Source organism: Spongiactinospora sp. 9N601, from assembly GCF_044326295.1.
Classification (GTDB): Bacteria; Actinomycetota; Actinomycetes; order Streptosporangiales; family Streptosporangiaceae; genus Spongiactinospora; species Spongiactinospora gelatinilytica.
Genome location: NZ_JBIRBB010000010.1, coordinates 165,249 through 186,434 on the forward strand (window position 1 = coordinate 165,249; position 21,186 = coordinate 186,434).

Here is a 21,186-nt window from a genome sequence, read left to right on the forward strand (position 1 = left end):
ATTTGAAGGGACATGTCGTGATCAGCGATCCGCACCCGCCCTATCTGCACCCCCCATACGCCAGCACCGTGCTGCGCGCTCCCTCCCAGCACCTGGTGGCGGCCAAGCTCGACCCCGAGGCCGTCGAACTGGTCGACCCGGTCTACGGCCACCAGACGGTCGCCGACCTGGACCACGACCTGACCAGGCGGCACGAGGGCGAGCCGCTGGGGGAGCGGATCATCGTGACCGGGCGCGTGCTGGACGAGGACGGCCGTCCCGTACGGCGGGCGCTGGTCGAGGTCTGGCAGGCCAACGCGGCCGGCCGCTACTCCCACGACCTCGACCGGCACCCCGCCCCCCTCGACCCCAACTTCACCGGATTCGGCCGGTGCCTGACCGACGACGAGGGCCGGTACCGGTTCGTCACGATCAAGCCGGGCGCCTACCCGTGGCGCAACCACCCCAACGCCTGGCGTCCCGCGCACATCCACTTCTCGGTGTTCGGCACGCAGTTCGTGCAGCGGCTGGTCACCCAGATGTACTTCCCCGGCGACCCGCTCTTCGCGCACGACCCGATCATGGGCTCGGTGCCCGACCCCTCGTCGCTGATCGCGACGTTCGACCTCGCGACCACCGAACCGGAATGGGCGCTCGGCTACCAGTGGGACATCGTGCTCAGGAGAGAGGCGTGATGGGCGCTCAGGAGGGAGGCGTGCTGGCGGGCACGCCGACGCCGTCGCAGACCGTGGGGCCGTTCTTCGGGCACGCCCTGCCGTACCCGGAGGGGCCGTGGGCCGTCCCCGAGGACCACCCCGACGCGATCGAGCTGCGCGGGCGGGTCCTCGACGGCGCGGGCGCGCCCGTGCCGGACGCGCTGCTGGAGATCTGCCAGCCCGGGATCTTCGGGCGCTGCCCGACCGACCCCGAGGGCCGGTACCTCTTCCGCACCGCCCGCCCCGCCACCTACATCTCGATGCTGGTGTTCGCCAGGGGCCTGCTCAAGCCGGTGTGGACCCGCGTCTACCTGAACGCCGACGACCCGTTCCTGGCCACCCTCGACGAGCCACGGCGTGCGACGCTCGTGGCCCGCCGGGAGGATGGGGTCTACCACTTCGACGTGCGCCTGCAAGGTGACGGCGAGACGGTGTTCCTGGCCGTCTAGCCCTATTGCTCGATGGTGGACATGTTCGCGTAGCGGGCGCCGCGGGCGGCGCCCGCCGGTACGGCCTTCTCCAGGGCCGCGAGCTGGTCCGGCGTCAGCGCGATGTCGGCGGCGGCGGTGTTCTCCTCCAGATAGCATCGCCTTCGCTTCGCTCAGCCGCTCTTCCCCTGCCGGGCTCCGCCCGGCGCTCATGGCCCGCTCCGCCCGCCCGCGCCGCTCCTTGATCCATTACGGCGGAGCCCAGTCCCCGCCGCCCGCCGTCGCCAGTAACGCCCTTGCGCCCGGCGTTCCCCGTGTGCTGTGGTACCCGCCGTTCAGCACCGACTAGAACGGCCCCTCCCAAACCGCCGCCACGCCTCCGCCGGGCCCGCGCGCACAATCGCCTTCGCTTCGCTCAGTCGCCCTTTTCCGTGCCGGGCTTCGCCCGGCGCTCGTGGTCCGGTACGACCGCCCGTGCCGCTCCTTGATCCAGTACGGCAGAGCCCAGTACCCACCGCCCGCCGTCGCCTGTAGCGCCCTTGCGCCCGGCGTTCCCCGTGTGCCGTGGTACCCGCCGTTGCAGCACCGGCTGGCCCGGCAATTTCCAGCCCCCGCTGTCCGATGCCCTCCCACCGTCACTCACACAAACCCCCGTCACCCCTCCGTGGTGCCGCCCCGCCTCCGGCGGGCCTGCGCGCTCCGCGCGCCCGATCGTCTTCGCTTCGCTCAGCCGCGCTTTCGATGCCGGGCTTCGCCCGGCGTAATCGGTTGCGCTCTTGTGCTCGGCGTTTCCCGTGCGCTGTGGTGGTGACCCGCAGCACGGCTTCACAGCGTCAGTCCACGTGCGGGTACCGGCCGTTCAGATAGTCATTGAGTTGCCGCCACTGCGTCGGGTGGATGTCCAGGTCCTTCAAATCCTCTTGAGCGAACCAGCGGGCATCGCTGGCTTCGTCGTTCGCCCCGGGAACACCGGAGACCGGGCGGGCGAGCAACATCACCTCGTACTCCTGGCGGATCTCACCATCCGAATAGGCGACGATATGACCTGGATCGGAGTAGACGCCGAGAAGGCCGACCGGCTCGACCAGAACGCCCGTCTCCTCCTCCGTCTCCCGGACGGCGCACTGTGAAGGGGTCTCCCCGATCTCCATCTTCCCGATCGGCAGCGCCCACTGCCCCGTGTCCCTCCGGCGCTGCAACAGAATCCGCCCCTGATCATCAACGGCCACCGTTCCACAGGCGGGCACGAGGCTGTTGGCCTGCGGCGCATGCTCGTCGTTCCAGTATTCGACTCGTCCCACCAGGGCTCCTGCACCTCGTTGCCCGACCACGGCATGGCCAGGAACCGTACCCGCTCGAACGACGCCAGGTCATGATCGCTGATTGTCCCGCACGCCGATGCCCGCTATGCCCTCTGTCTGGCGTTTCGTGAGGCTATGGCCGCGCCTACGGTGAGACCGTGGCCACAGCATGCTTGCGCCCCTACCGGGAACGGCAGGGGCACGGTCAAGTGATCGAATACAACGACAATGGGCTATGGAGCCGGGGTTTCGCCGCGCGCAACTGCACCTGTGAACGCTCGCCAGTCCTCAGTGGGGAAGATCAAGACGGGACCGTCAGGGTTCTTGCTGTCGCGTACCGCAACGTGCTGGTGGAGCGTGGCAGCCTCAACGCACGCTCCATTCTGCTGCGAGCGGCTGCTCTTACGCCACACTGCATCCGACAGGTCAAATCGGGTCATCGCCACCTCCTGGTGCCTGGCGGCCAGAGCTCTGCGAGCTGCGATAAGCGTAGCGTTCACAACAGCTCGTTACCGTGGCCCGCACGGAACCCGAGGTAAGGTCGTTGCTGTCCGTCGAGCGTTGGGGCACGTGCGGGCCGTATACGCCGTACTGGAACTCCGCTCGCGGGCACTGTGGTGGTGGGATCTTCTTCTGGGTGGCGCTCACCCAGGCCAAGCCGTGGGTGTAGGAGATGGCGCGCACGAGTTGGGCGTCACACAGCGCACAGGTGATGGCGGTGGGTCGGTCGTTCACATGGCCGCCTTCTCGAACCACACGAGCGCCCCACCAGAGGCGGTCATCGTCACACCCCAACGATCAACGTACGCCCGCACGACATACAGCCCGCGGCCTCCCTCCTCGTCAGGACCGGGTTCCTTGAGGTGAGGCTTTGTGTCCCCGCCATAGTCCGTGACCACGCCCCTGATCAGGCCACCGTCGTGCCGTTGGAGCGTAAGCGTGATCGGCCCGGAGGCGTGGCGCAGCGCGTTCGTCACCAACTCGGAGACCACGACGGTCACGTCGTCGATGATCGATGCCATGCCCCACTCGCCCAGGATCTCCTCGACCAATCGCCTGGCCTTGCCGACGACGGCCTCTTCTGCCGGAAGCGCATAGGTGACCTCCATGGAGGCTGTCGGATTCTCCGGATGGGTGGGGTAATGCCGAGACATGTCCAGAATGGCGTCTTGCGGGGCCATAGGGTTGGTCATGGGTCAGGACCTCGCTTCCTGATCAAGCCCTCGGGCGGGTGGTGGAGTCACCGCGCCCGGGGGCGAAGCCGTTGAAGATCAAGTGCCGTGCCGTCGGCTAGTTTCAAGGTGTCGGGTGACGCCAGCCGAGCAGTTCAAGGCACCGGCGGCGCCACTTCTCCAGCGCTAGTGCTTCGCTTTGGTGGATCTATGTCGGGCTGCCGCACAGGGCTCGCTCGGCCACGTGGGCGGTCTCATTCGATCGTCGATAACAGTCGCGATCTCCACCTCTGGCCAGTAGGCGATGACCAGACGCGCGGGCTCCGAAAGGATGCTCCACACCACGCTGTCCCAGACGGCGTGCTCGGCGGTTTTCGCCGATTCGTGTATGCGCCCCTTGCGGATCGTGTCCGAGATCAGGATCACTATGGATCGTGGGCGATCGAGCAAGTGCCACTGCTCGTCTCGCCAGACGTACGAGAGTCGCGCGGTATGCGCCCGATCGTGCGGGACAAAAGCGCCCACATTGGCCACCTTCGTATGCGCTAAGTAATTAACGTATACGACAATGGCCAAGGAGTATGGTGCATGTCAACCAGAACCGAAAAACGATCACACAGAGTGAGGGAGCCCCTGTGGTGGGCCACGCCTACGAGCACATCGCTGAAGAGCTGCGTGGCGCGATTCTCACCGGCACGTACCGGCCCGGTGACCGGCTGCCCCGGCATGAAGATCTCGCCGCGCGGTTCGAGGTCTCCGCCATAGTGATCCGTCAGGCGATCGGCCGGCTCAAGGCCCAAGGGCTCGTGGAGACGGCAGGGCGTGGCGGGACCGTCGTACGCGACCGGCCGACGGTACGGCGGATCACGATGGGACGCTACCTCGCCGATGCCGGGCGGCAACATCCCGACCGGCCCCGGACGAGCTTCACGCACGATGCCCGGATCACCTGGAGCCAGTACCGGCTGGACAAGGCGTTCAGGTGGATCAGCGCCGATGAACGGCTGGCCGGGCTCTTCGGTGTCAGGGTCGGTGAACGCGCGCTTGAGCGCCGGTTCGTGTTCTATGCCGATGGGGTGCCGGGGCAGATGTCACGTTCGTGCCTGCTGGCGGCCGACGTGGAGGGTACGCCGGTCGCGGACCCGCACAATGAGCCATGGCCGGGCGGGAACATCGGCCAGCTCCGTACTCTCGGCATCCACATCGACCGGATCACCGAGGAGACCGGCACTCGCATGCCGACACCGGAGGAGGCGAGCACGCTCGGCATCGGCACGGGTGTGCCCGTTTTCGTGATCACCAGGTTGATGTACTCGGGTGATCGGGTCGTTGAGGTCGCCGACCCGATCGTCATTCCAGGGGATCGAGCGGTCCGGTTCGATGAGCTTCGGCTGGATCGCTGACCTGTCAGCGGTTCTCCAGGGCCGGGCGGGGCTTTCGGCGGAGGTCGATGCAAGGCGGATCGGCGGATCAGGGGCATGGTCTCCTGGACCGCCATTTCGGTTGCCAACCTGTCTGACCGGGCTTGCGGGAAGTGTGTTCGGTGGCGCCGGCGTCGGGCGGAGCCCGACGTGAGGAAGAACGGTCCGAGCGTCAGCGAGGGCCATTGTGCGCCGCCGGAGGCGGGGGCGGTGTTCTGGGGCTGGCCGAGCGCCGCCGGCCGCTGAGGCGCTATTGCTCTGGCTCGTCCTCATTTTCGGGGAGCGGGCGGACGGTGGCCGTGTACTCGATATAGCCCTTGCTGTCGCAGTAGGTGCAGCTTTCCACCACGACAGCGGTCTGGATCGTGCCCTTCAACGCCACCGCCCGTGGTACCTCGCGTGTGCCTGAACCGCCGCACATGCCGCAGAAGTGGCGTTGCGTGATCTCCCTCACGGCGTTACCCCCGCTCCCTCGCCCCTTCGTCCCGATCGATTATCGCTCGTCGATTTCGATCAGGGCACGGGGCGGGACGAGCTGTGCAGGGGTTCGTCTGCGGGTATGGGCATCGGCGACCTCCGCCTGACACGGTACCGCTCCCAGGGTGCGGGCGAGGGGTGAACCCTGATGAGGCTGGCCCTACCCCCGAGGGGAAAACGGCAGGTCACAGGCGCTTTGCGGCATGTGCCCCGGTATGGCTGTCCCTATCTTCCCCGGAATGCCTTAAGGGGGCGGTCAGGGCCGGTTCTGGGGCGATCTCCGATACCCCGGTACGTTCCTTCCCGCCAGCCTTGTGAGTCATGGGGATTGAAGTACAAATCCGGACGAAGGGACTGGTCGTCGCCGGGTTCGCGGCGGTGGTCACGGGGGCCGTCGCGATGCTCGGGCTGCATGTGACCGCCGGGCTGGACCCGATGCACGGGTTGATCAGTGAGTACGCCTTCGCGCCCGCCGGCTGGTTGCTGGGCGTGTCGCTCACCTGCTTCGCGGCGGGGGCCGCGTTGTTCGCGATGGCGATGGTCCGGGCCGCCGGGTCCAGGCGGGTGGCGTTGCTGGTCGCGGCATGGGGGGCCTGCATGATGCTGGTGGGAGCCTTCCCCACCGACCGGCCGGGGGTGCCGCTGTCGATGTCGGGGGGCATCCACAGGTACGCCGCGCTGGTGGCGTTCGTGGCCATGCCGCTGGCGGGGCTGATTCTGGCCCGGCTGGTGACCAGGGACCGCTGGGCGACGGCCATGCGGGTGCTCTGCGGGGTCGCGCTGGTCTGCCTGGTCGCCGTGGTCGTGCCGTACGCGCTGCGGTTCGTGGGCATTCCGGTGAGCAACGATGACATTCCGGCGGGCCTGACGCAGCGGCTGGTCGTGGTGACCGAGCTGGGCGTGCTGGTACTGCTCGGCCGTAGCCTGCTGCTGCGCTGCCGGGACAAGGCCGCCGCGGTACGGCGGGGCGCGATGGGGGAGCGGGCCGCCGACAAGGCTCCGGCCCTCGCCGCTTGAGACCGACGCATGGCTAATGGGACAGGTGTCCCAGTGTCCGGGCGCTCAGCTCTTCGCAGAGGGCCCAGACCCGGTCGCGTACCCGCTCGTCGAGCACGCTGGACGGCCACGGCCTGCGCCGGCCGTCCTGCCCGAAGTACGCGCCGGTGACTCCCTCAAGGGCCGGGTCCGTGGCCATCCGGATGCCGGAGCGTGCGGGCTTGGTGAGGTCCGCCATGAAGATCGGGGCGAGCAGCTTCACCAGCGGGGCGATCGGGCGGTAGACGTACGGGAAGCTCCGTACCGTCATCGCCCGGTTCATCGGCGTGGACCCGTGCCCGGGGTAGACCACGTTGACCGTCACCCCGGTGCCGCCCACCAGCTCCGCGAACCGATGGCTCATCGCCATCTGGATGGTCTTGGTGTGGTTGTAGTGGCTGAACGTCCAGCCCAGCAGCCGCCGTTCCGCTTGCAGGTTGGCCAGGTCGATCGGCCCGCCGGGGATGCCGCCGGTGACGTTGACCACCCGGGCGGGCGCGCCCGCGCGCAGCAGTGGCAGCAGCAGGTGGGTGAGCGTGAAGGGGGCGAGTACGTGGGCGGCGAACATCGTCTCGACGCCGTCAGGCGTGAGTTCGCGCCGCGCGCCCGCCGTACCGGCGTTGTTGATCAGTACGTGCAGGGCGTCGTGCCGCTCGCCGACCCGCTCGGCGAGGTCGCGCAGGTCGGCGAGCCGGGTCACGTCGGCGGTGAACGCCTCCACCCGGTCGTTGCCGGTGTCGCGGGTGATCCGGGCGGCTGCGTCCAGGGCGCGGCCCTGGTCGCGGCCGACCAGCAGCACCCGCGCGCCCAGCCGGGCGAGGCCCCGGGCCGTCTCGCCGCCGATCCCGCCGGTGCTGCCGGTGATGAGTACGGTCTTCTCGCTGAGATCCATGCTCTGAATGTGACATCGAGTGCCACACATGTCAACCGGTGTAGGGTGACGGACGTGACAGGACTACGCGAGCGGACCAAGGCGGCGGTGCGGGCCGAGGTGACCGAGGCGGCGATGCGGCTGTTCGCCGAACGCGGGTACGACGAGACCACGGTCGACGACATCGCCCGCGCGGCCGGCATGTCCAAACGCAGCTTCTTCCGCTACTTCCCGGTCAAAGAGGACGTCGTCCTCGGCCGCGTGGATCTCATGGGGGAGCGGATCGCGGCCGAGATCGCCGCCCGGCCCGAGGGCGAGGACGTGTGGGACACCCTGCACGCCGTGCTGCGCGGCTGGGAGCGGCGGATCGACGCCGAACGGCAGGCGCTCGACGGCCTGCGGCTGATCGAGGCCACCCCGGCGCTGCGCGCCCGGTTCATGCAGAAACGCGAGGAGACCCGCGCGCTGATCACGCGTGCGCTGCTGGCCCGGCCGGGCCACGGTCTCGACACGTTCACCGTGGACCTGGTCACGGCGGCGGCGGGCGCGGCCCTCGACGGCGTGTCCCGCGCCTGGGCCGACGCGGACGGCCAGGCCGACCGCCTGGCCCTGGTCGACCGCGCGTTCGCCCTCCTCCGGCCCGCCTGCCTGCCCCCGCCCGACTGACCTGCATACCGCCGCCCGGTGTTCACCCGGCGTTCAACGGGGGAAGGCAGGCTTGCGGTTCTCGACAGGGATGGAGGGCGGGTGAACGGAGAACTCGCGCGGCGGCTCGGCACCGGTGACGCCGTCGTCGTGGGGCTCGCGGCGATGATCGGCGCGGGTGTGTTCAGCGCCTTCGCGCCCGCCGCCGGCGCGGCCGGTTCGTGGCTCCCGCTGTCGCTCGCCATCGCCGCCCTGGCCGCCTACTGCAACGCGGTCTCCTCCGCCCGGCTCGCCGCGCGCTACCCCGAGTCCGGCGGCACCTACGTCTACGGGCGGCGGCGGCTCGGCGACCTGTGGGGCTACCTGGCCGGATGGGGGTTCATCACCGGCAAGACGGCCTCGTGCGCCGCCATGGCGCTGACGTTCGGCATCTACCTCGCGCCCGAGTACGGCCGGTGGGCGGCGGTCGCCGCCGTGGTGGGGCTCACCGCGCTCAACCTGTTCGGTGTGCACAAGTCCGCCCTGGCCGCCCGGATCATCGTGGCCGCCGTGCTGCTGGTGCTCGCCTCCGTCGTGGTGGTGGGCGCGAGCGGGGCGGTCGCGCTGCCGGTCTTCCAGGACACGCCCTCCTGGGGCGTCCTCCAGGGGGCCGGGCTGCTGTTCTTCGCCTTCGCCGGGTATGCCCGGATCGCCACGCTCGGCGAGGAGGTACGCGACCCGGCGACCACCATCCCCCGGGCCATCCCGATCGCCCTCGGCGTCACGCTCGTCGTCTACGCGGCCGTGGCGGGGACCGCGCTCGCCGTACTCGGACCCGCGGGGCTCGCGGCCTCGCCCGCGCCGCTCGCCGACGCCGCCACGGCGGCCGGGGCCGGGTGGCTCGCGCCGGTCGTCCGCGTGGGCGCGGCGGTGTCGGCGCTGGGGGCACTGCTCGCGCTGATCCTCGGCGTGTCACGGACCGTGCTCGCGATGGCCCGCGACCGGCACCTGCCGGTGGGCCTGGCGGCGGTCGAACCGGTCAGGCAGGTGCCGCGCCGGGCCGAACTCGCGGTCGGCGTGGCCGTGATCGCCCTGGTGCTGGTGGCCGACCTGCGCGAGGCGATCGGGTTCTCGTCGTTCGGGGTGCTGGTCTACTACGCCATCGCCAACGCCTCGGCCCTCACGCTGTCGCGCGAGGAGGGCGCGCCGCCCAAGGTCGTCCCGGCGGCGGGGGTGGTGCTGTGCCTGGTACTGGCGTTCACGCTCCCGCTCACATCGGTGGTCGCGGGAGTCGCGCTCTTCTGCGTGGGCGCCGCGCTCTGGGCGGTACGGCGACACCGCCCCGGCCGGTAGCCGAGGCTTGCCAGGCCCGCCCCGGGGCAGGCGTTCGCCATGGTGAACTTCCTGAAACTCCTGCTCGCCCGCCGTATGATCCGCACTCCGCTCGGCCTGGCCGTCCTCGCGGCAGGCTGCTCGGCCGTCGCCGCAGGCAGCGCCGCCGGCAGCAGGCCGATCCTTCCCGTAGGCCGCAGAACACCCCGGAACACCCCACCGTCCTCTGGTAGGCAGGCCCGCGCCGACACACGTCCTTATGCGCCCTTAACCTCCATACCTCTAAAGTACTAGGTACCTAGATAAATGGAGGTAGGGTGATCGAGTTCCATCTGGACGCCCGGTCCGGGGTCTCGCCGTACCTGCAACTGGTCCATCAGGTACGGCACGCGCTGCGGCTCGGCCTGCTGCGTGAGGGGGACCGGCTCCCCACCGTCAAGGACGTGGTGGCGCGGCTGGCGATCAATCCCAACACCGTGCTCAAGGCCTACCGCGAACTCGAACACGAGGGACTGGTGGCCGCCCGGCCCGGGGTCGGGACGTTCGTGACGCGCACGCTGGCCAACGCCTCGCTGGCCGCGCACGAGCCGCTGCGCCGCGAGCTGCGCCGCTGGCTGGCCAAGGCGCGGCTGGCGGGCCTCGACGACGAGAGCATCGAGGCGCTGTTCTCGACCACCTTCCGGAGCGCGGCGGAGGAGGACATAGCGTGACGCCGATATTGCAGAGCCAGGAACTCGGCAAGAAGTACGGCAGGCGATGGGCGCTGCGCGACTGCACCCTTGAGATCCCCGCCGGGCGGGTGGTCGGGCTGGTGGGCCCCAACGGGGCGGGCAAGAGCACGTTCCTCAAGCTGGCGGCGGGTCAGCTCGCGCCGACCTCGGGCGGCATCACCGTGCTCGGCGGCCGTCCGGCGGACGGCCCGGCGCAACTGGCCAAGATCGGGTTCGTCGCCCAGGACACCCCGGTCTACCCGAGGCTGACCGTCGCCGACCACCTGCGACTCGGGGCCGGGCTCAACCCGGGCTGGGACGCCGGCCTCGCCAGGCAGCGGATCGAACGGCTCGGACTGGACCCCGCGCAGCGCGCGGGCGGCCTGTCCGGCGGGCAGCGCGCCCAGCTCGCCCTCACCATGGGCCTGGCCAAACGCCCCCGGCTGCTGCTCCTGGACGAGCCGGTCGCCTCCCTCGACCCGCTCGCCCGCCGCGAGTTCCTCCAGGGCCTGATGGAGGCCGTCGTGGAGTACGAACTCAGCGTCGTGCTCTCCTCCCACCTGCTGTCGGACCTGGAACGCGCCTGCGACCACCTGATCCTGCTGACCGGCTCGCGCGTGCGGGTGGCGGGCGAGGTCGAGCGGCTGCTCGCGACCCACCACCGGCTCAGCGGCCCGCGCCGCGACCCCGGCCGCCTGCCCGCCGACCAGCACGTCATCACCGCCCGCCACGCCGACCGGCAGAGCACCGTCATCGTCCGGGCCGACGGCCCGATCCTCGATCCGAACTGGTCGGTCAGCCGCCTCACCTTGGAGGATCTCGTCCTGGCCTACATGGACCGGCAGACAGATCAGCACACGGACGAGCCCGCCCGCGCGATCACCCTGGAGGGCCGGCGATGATCTGGCTCACCTGGCGGCAGTTGCGCGGCGGAGCCGCGATGGTGTCCGGGGCGCTCGTCGTACTGGCCGCCGCCCTGGCGCTGACCGGCCCGGGGCTGGCCGCAGCCTACGCCGAAGGCATCACCGGCTGCCTGCGCGACGGCGACTGCACGCGCTTCTTCGACCGGTTCTTCGACGAGTACCAGACCCCGTTCCTGGGCGTCACGGTGATCGTGCTGGTCCTGCCCGCGGTGGTGGGGCTCTTCTGGGGAGCGCCGCTGATCACCCACGAGCTGGAGGCCGGCACCCACCTGCTGGTGTGGAACCAGACCATCACCCGCACCCGCTGGCTGGCCGTCAAACTGGGGATCACCGGCCTGGCCGCGATGGCCGCCGCCGGGATCGCCAGCCTGGCGGTGACATGGTGGTCCGGCCCGCTGGACAGGTCCGCCGAGCCGGGGTTCACGATGATGGACCCGCTGGTGTTCGGCGCGCGCGGGATCGCGCCCGTGGGGTACGCGGCGTTCGCCTTCATCCTGGGCGTGACCGTGGGCATCCTGGTCCGCCGCACACTGCCCGCGATGGCCCTCACGCTGCTCGTCTTCGCGGCGGTCCAGGTCGCCATGCCGTCCCTGGTCCGGCCGCACCTGATGCCTCCGGTCCGCTCGGTCGTCGAACTCGGCCCGGTCAACATCGACCAGTTCCTCGTCCCCGACGACGGCTCGCCCAGGCTGCTCCTGGAATCGGCCGTTCCCGGGCAGACCGGGGCCTGGGTCCTGTCCAGCCGCCTGCTCGACCCCGCCGGGCGGCCGATCGACGACGGCACCGGTGAGGCCACCCTGCCGATCTCGGTGGCGTCGGGGGCGTGCGCCCGCCAGGAGGGGGCCGGGAACCCGAAGGGGCACATGGAGGCGTGCGTCGGCGAGATCAACCGGCTGGGTTACCGGCAGGCGGCGACCTACCACCCGTTCGAGCGGTTCTGGGCCTTCCAGTGGATCGAGACCGGCGTGTACGCGCTGCTCACGCTCGCCCTGACGGGTCTTTGCCTCCGCTGGGTCCGCAGGCGGCTGTCATGAGCGGCAAAGGCGTCGCGGCCGGGCTCGCGCTGCTGTTCCTGCTGACCGCCTGCACCGGGCAGACGCCGCCGCGCGCCGAGGCCGTCCGGGCGACCGAGGCGGGCACGTCCGCCTGCGCGCACCCGCCGCGGGGCACCGATCCGGGGCCGCAGACGCCGGTCACGATCGACGTCGTCGAACAGGCGTACTTCTGCATCCTCGCCTACCACTACAGCGGGGCCACCCTGGACGCCCGGTCGCTGCTGCTCGCCGGATTCGCCGCCTTCACCCAGGAACTCAACCGCGCCGGGCACGACCTGCCCGAGGCCACCATGCCCGCGCTGGGCGGTGACCGATCGGCCGACTGGGCGGCGTTCGAGGCGGCCTACCGGCGGGTCACCGAGCGGCTGCCGGACGACGGCGAACTGCGCGAGAAGCTGGCCGCCGCCACCCTGCGGGCGGTCGTGGCGGCCCTCGGCGACAACCATGCCCGGTGGGCGCCGGGCCGCCGTCCTCCGCCCGGCTACTACGACGGCGACCAGTACGGCCTGGGCCTTCGGGCCAGCCTCCGTGCCCAGGTCGGCGAGAACCCGGGTGTCGCGCTGCCCCCGCTGTTCGTGACCGCCGTGCTGGGCGGGGCGGCCGAGAAAGCGGGGCTACGGCCGGGCGACGTCATCGAGTCGATCGACGGGTCGGCCCCCTTCATCGGCGGCCAGGTCACCTCCGCCGCCATCGCCGCGCTCTATCCGCAGTACCCGCAGGCCGACCCGGTCCGCCTCCAGGTGCGGCGCGGAGGTTCCAGCCGGACGGTGACGCTGAAGCCCGGCCTGTTCCAGCCCGACCCCGACGCCGTGCGGCCGGTGACCGCCAAGATCCTGCACGACGACGTCGCCTACGTGCGGCTGGGCGGTTTCGGGCCCGACGCCGCCGACCGGGTGCTCAAGGAGATCGCCCGGCTGCGCGCCGGACGTACGCTGACCGGCCTCGTGCTGGACCTGCGCGGCAACGGCGGCGGCAGCCCCGATGAGGTCAACCGGCTGCTGGGCGGGTTCGCGCACGGCAAGGTCACCGCCTACCTGTGCCGGGTGGACGGCAGGTGCGACACCATGCGGACCGATGACACCGTCCCGCTGGTCGGCCTGCCGCTGGTCGTGCTCATCGACCGCGCCTGCGCCTCGGCGTGCGAGCACTTCGGCTCCGTCGTGAAGGACCTGCGCCTCGGCACACTGGTCGGCACCCGTACGGCGGGCGCGATGCCCGGCCCCGCCCAGCCGTACCTGCTCGGCAACAACACCGTCCTGACCCTCCCGAGCCGGCGCCACCTGGCGCCCGGCCGCGAGGTGATCGACCGGATCGGCGTCGCGCCGCACCACCATGTGCCGCCGGCCGCGAAGGACGCCGCCGCCGGCCGCGACGCCGCGCTGGCCAAGGCGCTGACCCTGTTGCGCGGCTGACCACCCTGAAGCATCACCGAAAGGCGGACCGTTCGATGAGTCATGCCGTCAGATCGAGGCGGATGCCGCGCGGCGTGCTAGCCGTGGGAGTCATGGTGCTCGCGGCGGCCTGTGCCGCGCCCGCCCCGCCCCGGACCGTCGCCGCGACCTCCAGCCCGTCGCCCACCGGCCCTCCCGTGCTGCCCGCACCGGCGGGCCCGCACCGGGTGGGCAGCACAACACTCCACCTGAAGGACGCCTCCCGCCCCGACCCCTGGGTGCCCGAGGTCAAGGTGAGGGAGCTGATGGTCACCCTGTGGTACCCGACCCAGGCGCGCACGGGGAAACGGGCCCCCTACATGAGCGCGCGGGAGTCGGAGCTGACGCTGAAGGGCAAGCGGATCACCGGCGTGCCGTACGACCTGCTGAGCGGGACCCGCACCAACGCGTTCGCCGGGGCGGAGCCGGCCGGGCGGGCGCTGCCGCTGGTCGTGCTCTCCCCGGGGTTCACCATGCCGCGCGGCACGCTCACCGCCCTGGCCGAGGGGCTGGCCGCCGCCGGGTACGTCGTGGCGGGCATCGACCACACCCACGAGAACTACGCGACGACCTTCCCGGACGGGCGGGTCGCCGAGTGCGTCGCGTGCGACAGCGACACCGACCCCGGGTTCGGTACGAAGGTGGTCGGGGTCCGGGCGGCCGACGTCTCCTTCGTGCTGGACCGGCTGACCGGGCCGGGCGCGCGGTGGCAGGGTCTGATCGACCGGACGAAGATCGCGATGGTCGGCCAGTCGATCGGCGGGGCGAGCGCGGTGGCGGCCATGCTGGCGGACCGCCGGGTACGCGCGGGCGTGGACATGGACGGCACGACGTACGCGCGGATCCCGAAGAAGGACGGCCTGGCCCGGCCGCTGCTGTTCCTGGGGTCGGCGGGGCACCGGCCCGGCGGCCGGGACGGCTCCTGGGAGCGGGACTGGAAGCTGCTGACCGGCTGGAAGCGCTGGCTGGTGCTGCCCGGCGCGGATCACCAGTCGTTCACCGACGTGCCGCTGTTCGGGGACGCCCTCGGCGTCGGCGCTCCCGGCGGAACGCCCGCCGCCCGCTCGGTGGAGATCACCCGCACGTACGTCCGGGCCTTCCTCGACCGGCACCTGCGCGGCGAGCCGCAGCCGCTGCTGGACGAACCGTCGCCACGGTACCCCGAGGTCGAGCACTGCGCCCTGAAGGGGTGCGCCTAGCCGTTGTCCTCCCGCCCGGCGGGCACGAGGTCATGATCTCCAAGAAAGGCGGTCACCGAGGTCTAGGCCGGCTGGGCGGTGACGCGTTGCTGGATGCGGTCCAGGACGTGGTGCGTGGCGCGGACGGAGCCCTCCTGCCAGCCGTTGATGTGGCTCATGTGCTCGCCCGCGAACCAGTAGGGGCCGTCCGGCGGCAACAGCACCGGGTAGACCTCCTGGCGGGTGCCGGGGTGTTCGTCCCATTCGGCCCACGCCCCGCCCTGGAAGGGCATGTTCGCCCACGCCACCGACACCGGACGCCCGACCAGGCCGCCGTAGCCGGGGAACAGGTGCTCGCCGTCGGCCACCGCCGCGGCGGCGCGCCGGGCGGGCGTCATCGCGGTGAAGGACCGCCCGATGTCGGTGGTCCAGATGTAGGCCCCGACCACGATGCCGGTGCGCCCGTGGAGACCGGTGCTCGGGTACCACACCTGCGTGATGTCGCGGTCGGTGAAGGAGATGCCGCCGTAGATCCGGTGGTCCTCCTCCCACCAGCGCCGCGCAGCCTGGAACGCGATCTTGACGCCGGGCAGGTAGACCCGCGCGCCCTCCCGCACGGCCTGCTTGACCTTGGCGGAGAAGTCGTTGTCGATGGCCTCGACGACCGGCAGGGCGGCCGTCACGATCACGTGGTCGGCCTCCCAGGTCCGCACCTGCCGGGTGGTGCGGTCGCGCCAGGTGACCCGCGCGCCCGAGGCGGTCCGCCGCAGCTTGGTGACCTGCGCGCCGAGCGTGATGAACCGCCGGGTCCGCCGGTAGAAGGCGCGGGTGACGGCGTCCATGCCGCCGGTCGGCTCCATGACGGTGGCCTGCTGGTCGTAGTCCTCGGCGAACAGGCCGTACCAGGACGTGATGGTGCCCTTGGCGATCTCGGCGAGGGTGAGCGGTTCGAGGATGCGGCCGGGGGTGGGGCCGCCCGGCGGTTCGGCGAAGCCGGCGTCCCGTGAGCCGCGGTAGCGGTAGTTCTCGTCGAGCGTGCCGAAGGACCGCAGGAACTCGCGGACCCGCGCGAGGTCGTCCTCGGAAAGGCCGTGGTCGAGGTCGCGGGACAGGGCGTGCGCGGCCAGCTCGGCGACCGCGCCGCGGGCGTCGGTGACCACCCGGCGGCCGGGCACGGGCCGCCCGCCGAAGGCCGCGGTGTCGTGCAGGTAGGCGGCGCGGTTGTCGTTGACGATCACCTGGAGCGGTACGCCCAGGTCGCGGCAGTAGCCGAGGATCGCGGCGTGGTGGTGCGGGATGCGGGCGGCGCCGGCGTTGAAGTACAGCGTGGGGTCGTCGTCCCAGGTGACGCGCTGGGTGGAGTCGTTCTCCACGACGGTGTCGCCGCCGCGATAGGTCCTGATCCGGCCGCCGGGCCGGTCTTGCGCCTCGAAGACCCGCACCTCGTACTCCGCGGCCGACAGCTCCAGCGCGGCGACCATTCCGGAGACGCCCGCGCCGATCACCGCGACCTTCGTGCCCCGCCCGCCGCCGCGCCGGGCGAGTGGGGGCGGTCCGGAGTACGGCTCGGGCACGGGTAACAGCCCCATGGCCGACAACGTGCCATAGGCGGCCCCGACGCCGCCCGCGCGGCCGACCAGGTTGACGAACGTACGGCGGGACGGCCGGCCCGATGGGTGGCGGTTCACCTGACCTCCAGGTGGAAAAGTCGGCATTTCATGACAATTCCTGATTTCATGCGCGGCGGCATACGACAAGGCCGGACGGTGTCATCGTTACGCACAGGAGATCGGGTAATGGCGCGTTCTGCTCAATGGCCGAGTAAATCGGTTGCCGTCGCGGGCCCCGGGTCGTTAGTAGTCGGTGCATGGCAGATGTGCGGGTGTCCGACGGGGTGGTCACGCTGTCGCCGTTGTGTCTCGATGACCTGGAGGCGCACCTGGCGGGGGAGGACGAGGAACTGGTGCGGTGGCTCAACGGGGGGCCGGGCACGCGGGAGGGCACCGAGGCGTACATCCGCGAGTGCACGCGCAACTGGGCGGCCGGCGGGCCGTTGCTCGCCTTCGGCGTTCGCCTGGAGGCCGAAGGCGCGCTGGCGGGCACGATCGACCTGCGGTTCGAGGTGAAGGCGCGCGGCCGGGTGAGCCTCGCCTACGGGCTCTACCCGGCCTTCCGGGGGCGCGGCATCGCGACCCGTTCGGTTCACCTGGCCTGTGGCTACGCCGCCGCACGCGGCGCCGGACTGGCGGAGATCAAGGTCGAGCCGGCCAACACCGCGTCCGTCGCGGTCGCCAGGCGGTCCGGCTTCACCTTCACCGGGCGCACCAAGGACGAGGACGGCACCGAACTCGACCGGTACGCCCGCGACCTGTGAGCCCCGGATCGGTCAGGCGACCCGCACGTCCGAGGCCGGAGCCGTACGCCCGGCGACCGTCGCCATCGCGGCCATCCCCAGCACCGCCACCGCCGCGAAGAACCAGAACCCCCACGGGTAGGCGACACCCGCCGTCACCAGCATGCCGGTGACGAACGGCCCGAGGATGGAACCGAGCCGCCCCACCGCCGAGGTGAGCCCGAGCGCGGTGCCCCTGGCCGCCGCGGGGAAGTAGTGCGCCACATAGCCGAAGATGAGCACCTGGGCGGAGAACACGAACACCCCGGTCAGCAGCACCAGCACGTTGAGCAGCAGTTCGCTGTCCACGCGCAGGCTCAGCGCGGCCAGCAGCAGCGCGGCGGCGGCGAACCAGATCACCGCGACGCGCTTGATGCCGAACCGGTCGGCGACCGCCCCGGCGACCAGCAGCCCGGCGATGGCCCCCACGTTGAGCACCAGCAGCAGCGCGATCGAGGTGGCCAGCGGGTAACCGGCGGTGGCCATGAGCTGCGGCAGCCAGGTGTTGAGCCCGTAGACCAGCAGCAGCCCCATGAACGAGCCCGCCCACACGGTGAGGATGGTCCGCCGGAACCGCGGGCCGAGCAGGTCGCGCGGCCGTACCCGGTCCCGCTCCGGGGCCTGCCGGGCGGCCAGGAAGGCGGCCGACTCCGGCAGCCGCAGCCACATGACCGGCACCGCCAGCAGGCCGACGATCCCGCCGCCGTAGAAGAGCACCCGCCAGTCGCCGGCCACCGCCAGCGCCAGCAGCGAGGTGAGCACCGCGCCGACGTGGTAGCCGGTCATGGTGACGGTGTTGGCGCTGGCCCGGCGCCGCTCCGGCAGGCTCTCCGACATCATGGTCAGCGCGACCGGCATGCACGCGCCCAGGCCCAGCCCGGCGGCGAACCGCAGCACGCCGAAGACGGCGACGTTCGGCGACAGCGGGATGGCCAGGGTGAACAGCGAGAACAGCAGCACCGACCAGATCAGCATGCCGCGCCGGCCGAACCGGTCGGTGAGCGGGCCGATGCAGGCCGCGCCGATGCCCACGCCGACCAGCGACACGGTGGCCACCGCGGTCGCCCCGGCCGGGGTGAAGCCCAGCTCGTGAGTGCGCAGCAGCGTGGGGATCGCCGCGCCGAGCGCGACCAGGTCATAGCCTTCGATCAGGACGGTCAGCCAGCACAGGGCCGCGGTCCAGGCCGGGCGTTGGGGGGATGTGGTCAAGGCCGTACTCCTTCGGGCTCGCGGGGCCGTGGGGGGTGCTCGGGCGACCTACGGCCCTGTGGTCGCCCGGGGCTCGTCACTCCGGTGTGGTGAGGTGGGTGTCGACCTGGATCAGCCGGGGGCCGTCGGCCGGCCGCTTGAGCCGGGCGCGCAGGTCGGGGAGGTCGGCGGCGGTGGTGGCCGGCACGCCGTACCCCTCGGCGATGCGGGTGAAGTCCAGGCCGGGGATGTCGGTGCCCGGCACGTCGGGGGTGCCCAGCAGGTCACCGAACCACCGCAGCGCGCCGTAGCTGCCGTTGCGCAGGATCACGAACGTGACCGGCACCCCGTAGTGGGCGGCGGTCCACAGCGCGGTGATGCCGTAGTTCGCCGAGCCGTCGCCGATCACGGCGACCACCGGCCGTTGCGGGCGGCCCATCGCCATGCCCACCGCGGCGGGCAGGCCGAAACCGAGCCCGCCGGCCGCGGGGAAGAAGTAGGAACTCTCCTCGCGCAGGTCCGCCTGCCGCCACCAGGCGGCGTTGGTGGAGGTGGACTCCACCACGTACGTGGTGCCGGGGGCCTGCGTCTCGCGCAGCGCGGCGAACACCTGCTCGGGGTGCAGGTTCTCGGGCGCGGTCGCGGGCTCCTCGTTGGGCACGAACCGCGGTCCCTGCCCGGCAGGCCGCCCGGCGACCCGGCCGAGCAGCGCCTCGATCACCGTGCCGGGGTCGGCGACCAGCGAGCGTCCCATCGGGGCGCGGGCGGCGGCCTCGGCGTCGTCGGTGACCTGCACGAGGGTCGCGCCCTCCGGCAGGTACGGCCCCGGGACGTTCTGGTGGTAGCGGAAGACCGGGGCGCCCAGCACCAGGACCAGGTCGTGCCCGGCGAGCCGGTCCGACAGCGCGCCGATCCCGGCCGGGAGCACGCCGCGGAACAGCCGGTGCCGGTTGGGGAACGGCAGGCGGAACGGCGAGGGCGCCACCCACACCGGCAGCTCCAGGTGCTCGGCCAGGGCGACGGCGCGGGTGAACAGACCGGCGGTGTCGATGTCGCCGCCGAGCACCAGGACCGGGTTCGCGGCCTCGGCGACCTCGGCGGCGAGGGCGGCCAGGTCGGCTTCGGCGGGGGTGAGCGCCCGCCGTACGTCGCGGTCGAGGGTGACCAGCGCGTTGCCGCCGAGTTCGGCGTCCCAGTCGTCGTAGGGGACCGACAGGTAGGTGGGTCGGCGGCGCAGCTCGGCCTCGAACACCGCCTGCGCCAGCGACCTCGGCACGTCGGCGGCGCAGGCGGGCTCGCCCGCCCAGCCCACCAGCGGGCGCATGAGCTGGGTGGCCTCGACGTTGGCGAGTATCGCCTCCGGGCCGATCGCCTGCCGTACCTGCTGGCCGGCGGTCAGCACCAGCGGCGAGCGGGAGTACACGGCGTTGGTGAGCGCGCCCATCGCGTTGCCCGACCCGGCGGCGGCGTGCAGGTTGACCAGTACCGGGCGGCCGGTGGCCTGGGCGTATCCGTCGGCCATGCCCACCACCGCGCCCTCGTGCAGCCCAAGTATGTATCTGAACGAACCGGGCAGCTCGGCCAGGAACGGAAGCTCGTTGGAGCCGGGGTTGCCGAAGATCGTGGTCATCCCACGGCGTTCCAGGAACTCGTGGACGATCCGGCGGGCGGTTGGCATCGGACGAAACCCTCCTCGGAGCTGTGACACAGGGCACCTTGTGACACAGACACTAGGAAAGCGGTGGGGTCGTGTTCCAATAGATGTTCCGGCGAGGTGTTATAGACAGGATCGATAATGCGTGATTTCGACCTCAACCTCGTTCGCACGTTCGTGCTGCTGTACGAGACCCGCAGCGTCACCGCGACCGCCGAGTCGATGCACGTCACCCAGCCGACGATCAGCTACGGCCTGCAGAAGCTGCGCAGGAGGTTCGGCGACGAGCTGTTCCGCAGGAGCAGCGGCGGGCTCGTGCCGACCACCACCGCAAGGCAGCTCTATGAGCCGCTGCACGCCGCGCTTTCCGGCATCGAGGCGGCGGTCAGCGGGGCCCGCACGTTCGACCCGGCCGCGCACACCACGTTCACGCTGTGCCTGTCCGACCTGGGGGAGGTCTCCCTGCTGCCCAGGCTCATGGCGGCGCTGCCGCGCCGGGCGCCGGGGGTCACCCTGCGGGTCCGGCCGCTCGACGTGGTGAACGCGCCCGACCAGGTCGGCCGGGGCGAGATCGACGCGTTCATCGCCTCGCCGCTGATCGGCTCCCGGCGGGTGACCCGCATTCCGCTGTTCACCGAGGACTACGTGGGCATGGTCTGCGCCGGCCATCCGCGGCTGCGCGGCGATCGGGTCTCGGCGGCCGAGCTGGCGGCCGAACGGCACGTCACGGTCTTCGGGCCGACCGGGCACGAGGGGCCGCGCCGGGCCCTGACCGAGCAGGGGCTGCTGCACCGGGTGGCGCTGGAGGTGACCAGGTTCGCCGCCCTGCCGTACCTGGTACGGCAGAGCGACCTGGTGGCGATGGTCCCGCGCAACGTGGCCGGGGTGTTCGCGGCCGAACATCGGGTGCGGCTGCTGGAGCTGCCCCTGGAGATCGAGCCGGTGCACGTGTCGGTGTACGCCCGCCACTCCCACGCGCGCAGCCCCGCCCAGCACTGGCTGGTCGCCTTCATGCGCGACGTCCTGGGCGACGGGTCCGCCGTCACGGACAGGTGAGGTCGCGGCCCGGCAGCGGCCAGCCCGCCAGGGTCGGCGTAGTCCAGCGGCACCCGGACCTTCCCGCACCGCGCCCCGGCCTCCCGCAACTCCTTGTGCGCGGGCGGGCACGCTCCCCACCGCACGCTCTGCCGCCCATGGCTCGACAGCAGATCCTGGCCAGAGGCCGCGACCGCCGGCGTACCCCCCGCCAGCAGCACGAGCCCCACCCCGATCGCCGAGACGATTCGCATCTTCTCCCCCT

At 71.6% G+C, this 21,186-nt stretch carries 22 protein-coding genes; 14 read left to right on the top strand and 8 right to left on the bottom strand.

The window, feature by feature from the left end; translation table 11 throughout:
- The first annotated feature begins 17 nt into the window (after positions 1–17).
- Both pcaH and ACH34R_RS24740 read left to right on the top strand, forming a co-directional pair.
- Positions 18–674, top strand: a complete 657-nt coding sequence (gene pcaH, locus ACH34R_RS24735; protein WP_113983126.1) for a protocatechuate 3,4-dioxygenase subunit beta — start codon at positions 18–20, stop codon at positions 672–674.
- A complete protein-coding gene (locus ACH34R_RS24740) occupies positions 674–1,144 on the top strand; it encodes a protocatechuate 3,4-dioxygenase subunit alpha (RefSeq protein ID WP_397563892.1) in 471 nt (156 codons plus the stop codon). The genes pcaH and ACH34R_RS24740 overlap by 1 nt, the downstream gene beginning before the upstream one ends.
- Before the next feature lie 812 nt (positions 1,145–1,956).
- Here ACH34R_RS24740 and ACH34R_RS24745 read toward each other — a convergent pair.
- From ACH34R_RS24745 to ACH34R_RS24755, 3 genes are all read right to left on the bottom strand, one after another.
- Positions 1,957–2,424, bottom strand: coding sequence for an NUDIX domain-containing protein (locus ACH34R_RS24745; RefSeq protein ID WP_397563893.1), 468 nt, complete (start codon positions 2,422–2,424; stop codon positions 1,957–1,959).
- 233 nt (positions 2,425–2,657) lie between these two features.
- Positions 2,658–2,864 (bottom strand): DUF397 domain-containing protein, encoded by a 207-nt coding sequence (locus tag ACH34R_RS24750; RefSeq protein WP_397563894.1) that lies wholly within the window; start codon positions 2,862–2,864, stop codon positions 2,658–2,660.
- Between the two features lie 291 nt (positions 2,865–3,155).
- Positions 3,156–3,617 carry an ATP-binding protein gene (locus ACH34R_RS24755; protein WP_397563895.1) on the bottom strand — a complete coding sequence of 154 codons (462 nt, stop codon included), beginning with the start codon at positions 3,615–3,617 and terminating at the stop codon, positions 3,156–3,158.
- A 617-nt stretch (positions 3,618–4,234) separates the two neighbouring features.
- Between ACH34R_RS24755 and ACH34R_RS24760 the strand changes: the two genes are divergently transcribed.
- Entirely contained in the window at positions 4,235–4,999 is a 765-nt protein-coding gene (locus tag ACH34R_RS24760; RefSeq protein WP_397563896.1) for a GntR family transcriptional regulator, read from the top strand.
- A gap of 268 nt (positions 5,000–5,267) precedes the next feature.
- Here ACH34R_RS24760 and ACH34R_RS24765 read toward each other — a convergent pair whose 3' ends face one another.
- On the bottom strand, positions 5,268–5,471 hold the full coding sequence (locus ACH34R_RS24765) for a hypothetical protein (protein WP_146607294.1): 204 nt from the start codon (positions 5,469–5,471) through the stop codon (positions 5,268–5,270).
- A gap of 344 nt (positions 5,472–5,815) precedes the next feature.
- On the opposite strand from ACH34R_RS24765, the gene ACH34R_RS24770 reads away from it, so the two are divergent.
- On the top strand, positions 5,816–6,511 hold the full coding sequence (locus ACH34R_RS24770) for a DUF998 domain-containing protein (protein ID WP_397563897.1): 696 nt from the start codon (positions 5,816–5,818) through the stop codon (positions 6,509–6,511).
- A gap of 13 nt (positions 6,512–6,524) precedes the next feature.
- Here the strand turns inward: ACH34R_RS24770 and ACH34R_RS24775 are convergent, their stop codons facing one another.
- On the bottom strand, positions 6,525–7,421 hold the full coding sequence (locus ACH34R_RS24775) for an SDR family NAD(P)-dependent oxidoreductase (protein WP_397563898.1): 897 nt from the start codon (positions 7,419–7,421) through the stop codon (positions 6,525–6,527).
- A gap of 54 nt (positions 7,422–7,475) precedes the next feature.
- Between ACH34R_RS24775 and ACH34R_RS24780 the strand changes: the two genes are divergently transcribed.
- The 8 genes from ACH34R_RS24780 to ACH34R_RS24815 all read left to right on the top strand — a co-directional run bounded on the left by ACH34R_RS24780 (position 7,476) and on the right by ACH34R_RS24815 (position 14,673).
- Positions 7,476–8,066: a TetR family transcriptional regulator gene (locus ACH34R_RS24780; protein ID WP_397563899.1), complete on the top strand. Its 591-nt coding sequence runs from the start codon at positions 7,476–7,478 to the stop codon at positions 8,064–8,066.
- 81 nt (positions 8,067–8,147) lie between these two features.
- Positions 8,148–9,377: an APC family permease gene (locus ACH34R_RS24785; RefSeq protein WP_397563900.1), complete on the top strand. Its 1,230-nt coding sequence runs from the start codon at positions 8,148–8,150 to the stop codon at positions 9,375–9,377.
- A gap of 39 nt (positions 9,378–9,416) precedes the next feature.
- Positions 9,417–9,650: a DUF6203 family protein gene (locus ACH34R_RS24790; RefSeq protein ID WP_397563901.1), complete on the top strand. Its 234-nt coding sequence runs from the start codon at positions 9,417–9,419 to the stop codon at positions 9,648–9,650.
- 23 nt (positions 9,651–9,673) lie between these two features.
- Positions 9,674–10,066, top strand: coding sequence for a GntR family transcriptional regulator (locus ACH34R_RS24795; protein WP_111165940.1), 393 nt, complete (start codon positions 9,674–9,676; stop codon positions 10,064–10,066).
- Positions 10,063–10,968 carry an ABC transporter ATP-binding protein gene (locus ACH34R_RS24800; RefSeq protein WP_397563902.1) on the top strand — a complete coding sequence of 302 codons (906 nt, stop codon included), beginning with the start codon at positions 10,063–10,065 and terminating at the stop codon, positions 10,966–10,968. The genes ACH34R_RS24795 and ACH34R_RS24800 overlap by 4 nt, the downstream gene beginning before the upstream one ends.
- Positions 10,965–12,023: an ABC transporter permease gene (locus ACH34R_RS24805; RefSeq protein ID WP_397563903.1), complete on the top strand. Its 1,059-nt coding sequence runs from the start codon at positions 10,965–10,967 to the stop codon at positions 12,021–12,023. The genes ACH34R_RS24800 and ACH34R_RS24805 overlap by 4 nt, the downstream gene beginning before the upstream one ends.
- Complete coding sequence (locus ACH34R_RS24810; RefSeq protein WP_397563904.1) at positions 12,020–13,456, top strand: S41 family peptidase; 1,437 nt, start codon at positions 12,020–12,022, stop codon at positions 13,454–13,456. Before ACH34R_RS24805 ends, ACH34R_RS24810 begins: the two co-directional genes overlap by 4 nt.
- 74 nt (positions 13,457–13,530) lie before the next feature.
- A complete protein-coding gene (locus ACH34R_RS24815; protein ID WP_397563905.1) occupies positions 13,531–14,673 on the top strand; it encodes an alpha/beta hydrolase family protein in 1,143 nt (380 codons plus the stop codon).
- A 62-nt stretch (positions 14,674–14,735) separates the two neighbouring features.
- Here ACH34R_RS24815 and ACH34R_RS24820 read toward each other — a convergent pair whose 3' ends face one another.
- Positions 14,736–16,340: a flavin monoamine oxidase family protein gene (locus tag ACH34R_RS24820; RefSeq protein ID WP_397563906.1), complete on the bottom strand. Its 1,605-nt coding sequence runs from the start codon at positions 16,338–16,340 to the stop codon at positions 14,736–14,738.
- Positions 16,341–16,519: 179 nt separating this feature from the next.
- Here ACH34R_RS24820 and ACH34R_RS24825 point away from each other — a divergent pair, with 179 nt between their 5' ends.
- Positions 16,520–17,026: a GNAT family N-acetyltransferase gene (locus tag ACH34R_RS24825; RefSeq protein WP_397563907.1), complete on the top strand. Its 507-nt coding sequence runs from the start codon at positions 16,520–16,522 to the stop codon at positions 17,024–17,026.
- A gap of 12 nt (positions 17,027–17,038) precedes the next feature.
- On the opposite strand, the gene ACH34R_RS24830 is transcribed toward ACH34R_RS24825, so the two are convergent.
- A complete protein-coding gene (locus ACH34R_RS24830) occupies positions 17,039–18,253 on the bottom strand; it encodes an MFS transporter (protein ID WP_397563908.1) in 1,215 nt (404 codons plus the stop codon).
- A gap of 76 nt (positions 18,254–18,329) precedes the next feature.
- Positions 18,330–19,910 (bottom strand): benzoylformate decarboxylase, encoded by a 1,581-nt coding sequence (gene mdlC, locus ACH34R_RS24835; protein ID WP_397563909.1) that lies wholly within the window; start codon positions 19,908–19,910, stop codon positions 18,330–18,332.
- A gap of 117 nt (positions 19,911–20,027) precedes the next feature.
- On the opposite strand from mdlC, the gene ACH34R_RS24840 reads away from it, so the two are divergent.
- Positions 20,028–20,942: a LysR family transcriptional regulator gene (locus ACH34R_RS24840; protein WP_397563910.1), complete on the top strand. Its 915-nt coding sequence runs from the start codon at positions 20,028–20,030 to the stop codon at positions 20,940–20,942.
- Positions 20,943–21,186: the final 244 nt, after the last annotated feature.